Origin of the sequence: Pseudoalteromonas aliena (assembly GCF_038155085.1) — a bacterium.
Classification (GTDB): Bacteria; Pseudomonadota; Gammaproteobacteria; order Enterobacterales; family Alteromonadaceae; genus Pseudoalteromonas; species Pseudoalteromonas aliena_A.
In genome coordinates, this window is record NZ_JBAKAU010000114.1 from 1 (window position 1) to 231 (window position 231).

A 231-nucleotide genomic window follows, 5' to 3' on the forward strand; every position below is an offset into this window, starting at 1 on the left:
GGTCTATAAACGCCTGACGGCCAGTTTAATACTTACATTATTGCGCCGCTCCAAGATGGCTGGGTTAATGCGTTTGATTCAAATACTAAAGCCCCATTTACGAAAATTCAGGGCTATTTTGAAAGTACCATATCAGGTTATAACGTAGAGCTGCGCTTTCCTATTAACATGCTGGGCATCAAACTTGGCTTTGCCATTGTTGACATAGATAGTAAAGAGGCATTGTTAGAG

General features: G+C 41.1%; 1 pseudogene. It reads left to right on the forward strand.

The features are described from left to right. Positions 1-9: 9 nt before the first annotated feature. Positions 10-231 (forward strand): annotated as a pseudogene (locus V6260_RS18750) (proteobacterial dedicated sortase system histidine kinase); the annotation flags it as partial.